The organism is Nostoc sp., from assembly GCF_041747015.1.
Classification (GTDB): domain Bacteria; phylum Cyanobacteriota; class Cyanobacteriia; order Cyanobacteriales; family Nostocaceae; genus Nostoc.
Genome location: NZ_JBGTFY010000200.1, coordinates 1 through 4,714 on the forward strand (window position 1 = coordinate 1; position 4,714 = coordinate 4,714).

Sequence of the window (4,714 nt, forward strand, 5' to 3'; positions counted from 1 at the left end):
TTTCATGGACATTTTTCTGAAAATCTCTCTATCGCCAACGTTGGATGATAATTATCTGTCAAAAAATGATGCTTCGACACAAGTTCTCTATTTAAGTAACGGAATTTTCTCTGATTTTTTTTCAAAATGAGAATTGCTGCTACTAACCCGTTGAGCATTAGCTTTGAAGTAATTCATGGCAATATTCAAACTATCCTTCATCTTGGCAGTATTTGCTACACCAGTACGTACCAACTTGCTATTACCGGGTACTGCTTGCAGTTCGAGTTTGAATGTGCCGATTATGCCGCTATCTCCAATACTGACAAAGTGTAAATGACCTGGAGTCAGCACATCTTGGCTAATCAGGCTTGACCCTCCTTGTTCTGGGACTGAGACAAAATGCTCGTCTAAAGTTTCGAGATCGATGTAGCTGAAATGCACATCGTAAAATTCCATACCGCCAATTTTCTTTAGTTGTTCTTTGACACGCCGCCGCACCCGTAGCCCATAAACTAGAGCTTCACGCACGTCTTCCTTGCTAAATGAACCGTCTGGGAAGAGTAGTTTCAATAGCCCTGATACGGTTTTACGAACTCCTTGGACATCCCGTTGTTTCAGGTTATTACCCAATCGAAAGTAGAGGTCGATCGCATCAGCAAAACTGCGTTTACGCATTTCTCGCAGCCATTCAGCTAAGTAATCAACAATGAACCCGTATTGGTTGGTGAAATTTTCTGGGCTAAACTTGGGGATTTCCCAGCCAGGAATATAAGCGTGAAAGCGGTCAAAGAAAGCGGTGTCAATCATGGCTTCGGGGAAGGGTGCAAGGAGGTGAGAAGTTTTTACCAAGGATTCTACGCTTTGATTAATGTTGCCAACAAAAACCATAGAAGCACTGGCGTTAATCTCAGCCTTACCTCGTGCAAAGGAACCCGATGCCATGTAGTCTTTCATGATTTGCACACCGTCATTATCATGAAAGCTGATACCTGCTACTTCATCAAAAGCAACTACGTCAAATAAACCTACCAGTCCGATGCGGCGGGTGGACATATTGTAGAAAAGGTTCGCTACTGTGGTTTTGCCACCAGAAAGAAGGATTGAGTTCGGAGAAACTTCTTTGTAAACGTGGGATTTGCCTGTAGAACGGGGGCCAAGTTCGCAACAGTTGTAATTATTTTCGCAAAGGGGAACTAAACGCGCAAGTAGATGCCATTTTACATCTTCTTTAACAGTAGTAGGTTCTAGTCCCGTTGAGCGAATCAACAAGTCAATCCATTCGCTACGGGTGAAAGCTGGGCGACCTGCAAACAGTTCATCCATATCTACACTAGGCATTTGGATCGGTTTGAGGCTTCCCACAATAAAGGGACTGGGTTTGGTTCCGGCTTCATACTCTAGTTGCAGAATACACCAGATACCACCACCCAAAAGTTTTTGGTTCGGTTTGACAATTTCCGGGTCAATGACTACGCCTTTGACTCCCAGATTCATTAAAATCCCTTGGTAAATGTCATCTCTCTCGTTGAGTGTCACTGTCACCCTGTCAATGATAGTGAATCGTCCCAACTCCCGAATCTTAGATTTGACCTGTTCTGCCTCATCAGGACGGACGTAATTTTGAGCTAGGATATTTTTTACACGAGCAACACCCTCCTCAATGGTGGTTTCGTCGTCGGTAGCACAGTACATACCCAACAAGTACTCCAGCACATACACGGGTACGTTAGCACCTTCTTTGATACGCTTAGTCAGGTCTTTACGCACTACCTTTCCAGGGTAAATGCTGTTTAGCTTTTGATTCAAGTCATCCATTAGAGGCAGGGGGCAGGGAGGCTGGGGGGAATAATTTGATGTCACCGATATTGTGACTATATTGGCTCAGAAATCTCCAAAGTCGTTAGCAATTCCTAAACTAACTGCCCAAGGTTCTTTAAGCAGTTCACTCTCGTCATCTGCATCTTTGACTATTAAATAGACGTTTGTAGGGGGATTAGTGGTGGTTACGGTCAACCTTAAACTAATTTCCCGATCGCTCGGATAAATACTGGTGCTGCTTAAGTTGGTTACTCGCACGTCCGTTATCGGTATATTGGTTTGAGGATCGTACAAAGCAACTGTAATCTGACGCGATCGCCACTTACCCTCAACTGCCTCAGTTTGCACTAATGTCAAGCTAAAACGATTATTTGTCACTCTTCGGACTCTGGCACTTACCTGCACTCCGACTTTCCGGGCTGGGCCATCGTCGCCTTTAATTGCCCGTTGGTGATGATAGGTAATGACTGGTACGCAAACTTCCTGAAGGGATGCTCCACCGTGGACAAACTGTGCGCCTGCACCTTGAACGGCAAAGCGTAAACTACCACGAGGTACGATCGCAACTATGCCATTTTCTGTATAGGGCAGACTAAAGTGTAGTAAGGTTGAGTCATTCACTCGTTCTCGTGCTAACAGGTAGCGGCGTTTGCTTTCGAGTATTGCTTCGCCACTTGGTAGGGGTCGCTTGTCTGCCTCTTGGATCGAGCAACGTTGATATAAAAACCCGTGATCAGCAGTGATGATCACATTTGTACCGTTGATAGAATTACAAATTTTCTTTACCAGTCGTAGCAGTTCGTTAATTGCTGTTCCGCAAGCTGATAGTACTTGACGTTCGCTGGATGCTTGATCACCGATCGCATCAATGACGTTGTGATAAATGTAGATTAGACGATAGGGTTGTACTATTAGCCGTCCTTCCTCTGTACTCATGGCTAGCAGGTCTTTGGCATTGAGTACCGTAGAATCAACACGGCTATTTTCGGTTAATACTTTTTGTCTTGCTACCGTACCCTTAGTACTAAGTCCATCAATTCGGACATCATCATCACCTGGTATCAGTTCTAGTTTCGAGCCGGGGAGAAGTGCTGCCATGCCCAACCGCGTTACACTAGGCAAAACTCCAAATTGCGCCTCCAGTTCAGTTTCACCCCGCATTTCTTTATAAATTACTTCTTGGAGTTCGCTGGCGACTTCGTAGCGTAAGGCATCGGAGATAATTACAAATACTTTTTCGCGATCGCTCCGCTCTAAAATGGGGAAAACGTGCCTACCGAAGAACTTGCTTTGAGATGCAATGCCCTCCAATTCCCAATGATTGCTAACAGCATCAGACCAAGCTTCTCCTAAACCATCCAAGAACCATTGAGTATATAAATTTTCTACATCTTCAATTAACCCCTTGAGGATATCTCCTTGAGCATCATCACTGGCAACAATAAAATGACGGTAAGCTCTGTCAAATAAGTGCAAATCACTGGCATAAGCTTTAAAAAGGACTGGGGCTGACTGGCGGAATCCTCCTGTATACTGCTGCTTGAATTCTAAAATAGCGATCGCAGCATCCATTGCTTGATAAATTTTCTCATACTTAGGAAACCAAATCAGAGTGTGACGGGTTTGTAACCAAGTACGCCAAGATGCAAGTTCGGTTTTTTGTTGCCCTGTTTGCGTTTGTAGTTTTTTGACACAGGTACGGATTAATACCTGATCTACAACTTCAAAACTAGCTGCTTCAAATAAAACTTCTGGTCTAAATTCTCTATGGCATCAAATATCTGTAATTGTTCTGCTACTTCACTGCTTAGGGTCTTCAAACTTGAAGAATCCTGCTGGTCCCGCATCCACTGGTCGATAAATGCGTAAGCCCGTTGTCCAGGGCTGATAACTTGGTTCGCTAACTGAGGTGGAATAACACCGTGCAATGATATAGCGAAATGGGTCACTAGCAGCTGTGTAAACAACTTGTTTAAGCTGGGGTGTTGTTTGGGAAGGTCAGTGTATTCCACCGCTACCTCCCAGAAGGCTTCTGCGGAGACAAAACGCTCAATATCAGACCAGAGGGCGTTATCAGTCTCTAATAACCCTCCTAGCAACACTCGCCTGATCAGTGTACCTGCATCGGGTACTTTTAAACCTGCAAGGACGGAAAGCATAGCCAGAAGTAATTCTCGTTCGTCGCTATCAGGGGAAATGCCCATTGCTTGCAGGGCTTCTGTCCGTTTGCGGCTTTTAAAGAATTTTATCTGTTCTCGGATGATAATCTCTAGACGGCGCGATCGCAATCCTAAATCTGCATAGATGAGGGCAGCCGGGTCAGCAGAAAAAGTTAAACCGCTTTTTTGGATGTCCAGAAGCCAGTTTTCTTGGGGCGCAGGTTCGGGAAAGGGTGCATACAGTAGAAATGCTTGATTGGGTTGTAGAGTAAGTAAGCGATATTTGACGGTGAAGGGGGTGTCAGCGAGTTGAAGTTTCTCTACGCCTTCAAGTTGGAGTTCATTAAAACTGCTGGCAAATTGTTGTTCAGGGTCGTACCAAAACACCACCCGCCGTCCTGAGTGTAACCAACGGGCAGAATCTTGAAAGAGGGTTTCTAGGGTATTTTGGATACGAGCGGTGTTCATGCTAGGCAGGGTGAGTGATGAGAAAGTGTATTTTATAATCTAATTTCCACCCAATATGGCACACACTTTACAATTAAACTATTACTCAATAGTTCCACCATGCCAGCTAAAGACATATATCATAATGAAGTCAAGAACGCATTGATAAAAGACGGCTGGACTATTACGGCTGATCCTTACTTTATCAAATATGAGGATGCTGAACTCTACGCTGACTTGGCAGCAGAAAAACCAATCGCCGCAGAACGTCAGGGACAAAAAATTGTTGTAGAAATCAAGAGTTTTGT

4 protein-coding genes are annotated in these 4,714 nt (G+C 44.4%); 1 reads left to right on the plus strand and 3 read right to left on the minus strand.

What is annotated here, in order from left to right:
* Positions 1 to 87 precede the first annotated feature (87 nt).
* The 3 genes from brxL to ACEW80_RS16805 all read right to left on the minus strand — a co-directional run bounded on the left by brxL (position 88) and on the right by ACEW80_RS16805 (position 4,427).
* On the minus strand, positions 88 to 1,797 hold the full coding sequence (gene brxL / locus ACEW80_RS16795; protein WP_373527685.1) for a protease Lon-related BREX system protein BrxL: 1,710 nt from the start codon (positions 1,795 to 1,797) through the stop codon (positions 88 to 90).
* 66 nt (positions 1,798 to 1,863) lie between these two features.
* Positions 1,864 to 3,504: a BREX-1 system phosphatase PglZ type A gene (gene pglZ / locus ACEW80_RS16800; RefSeq protein ID WP_373527688.1), complete on the minus strand. Its 1,641-nt coding sequence runs from the start codon at positions 3,502 to 3,504 to the stop codon at positions 1,864 to 1,866.
* 11 nt (positions 3,505 to 3,515) lie between these two features.
* Complete coding sequence (locus ACEW80_RS16805; RefSeq protein WP_373527686.1) at positions 3,516 to 4,427, minus strand: hypothetical protein; 912 nt, start codon at positions 4,425 to 4,427, stop codon at positions 3,516 to 3,518.
* Between the two features lie 99 nt (positions 4,428 to 4,526).
* Here ACEW80_RS16805 and ACEW80_RS16810 point away from each other — a divergent pair.
* Positions 4,527 to 4,714: element excision factor XisH family protein (locus tag ACEW80_RS16810; RefSeq protein ID WP_373527687.1), on the plus strand; the 188-nt coding region annotated here is incomplete at its 3' end.

What these genes read in the sequence shown, in the direction of transcription:
- brxL (WP_373527685.1), bottom strand. Translation starts at nt 1,797, where the DNA reads ATGGATGACTTGAATCAAAAGCTAAACAGCATTTACCCTGGAAAGGTA.
- ACEW80_RS16805 (WP_373527686.1), bottom strand. Translation starts at nt 4,427, where the DNA reads ATGAACACCGCTCGTATCCAAAATACCCTAGAAACCCTCTTTCAAGAT.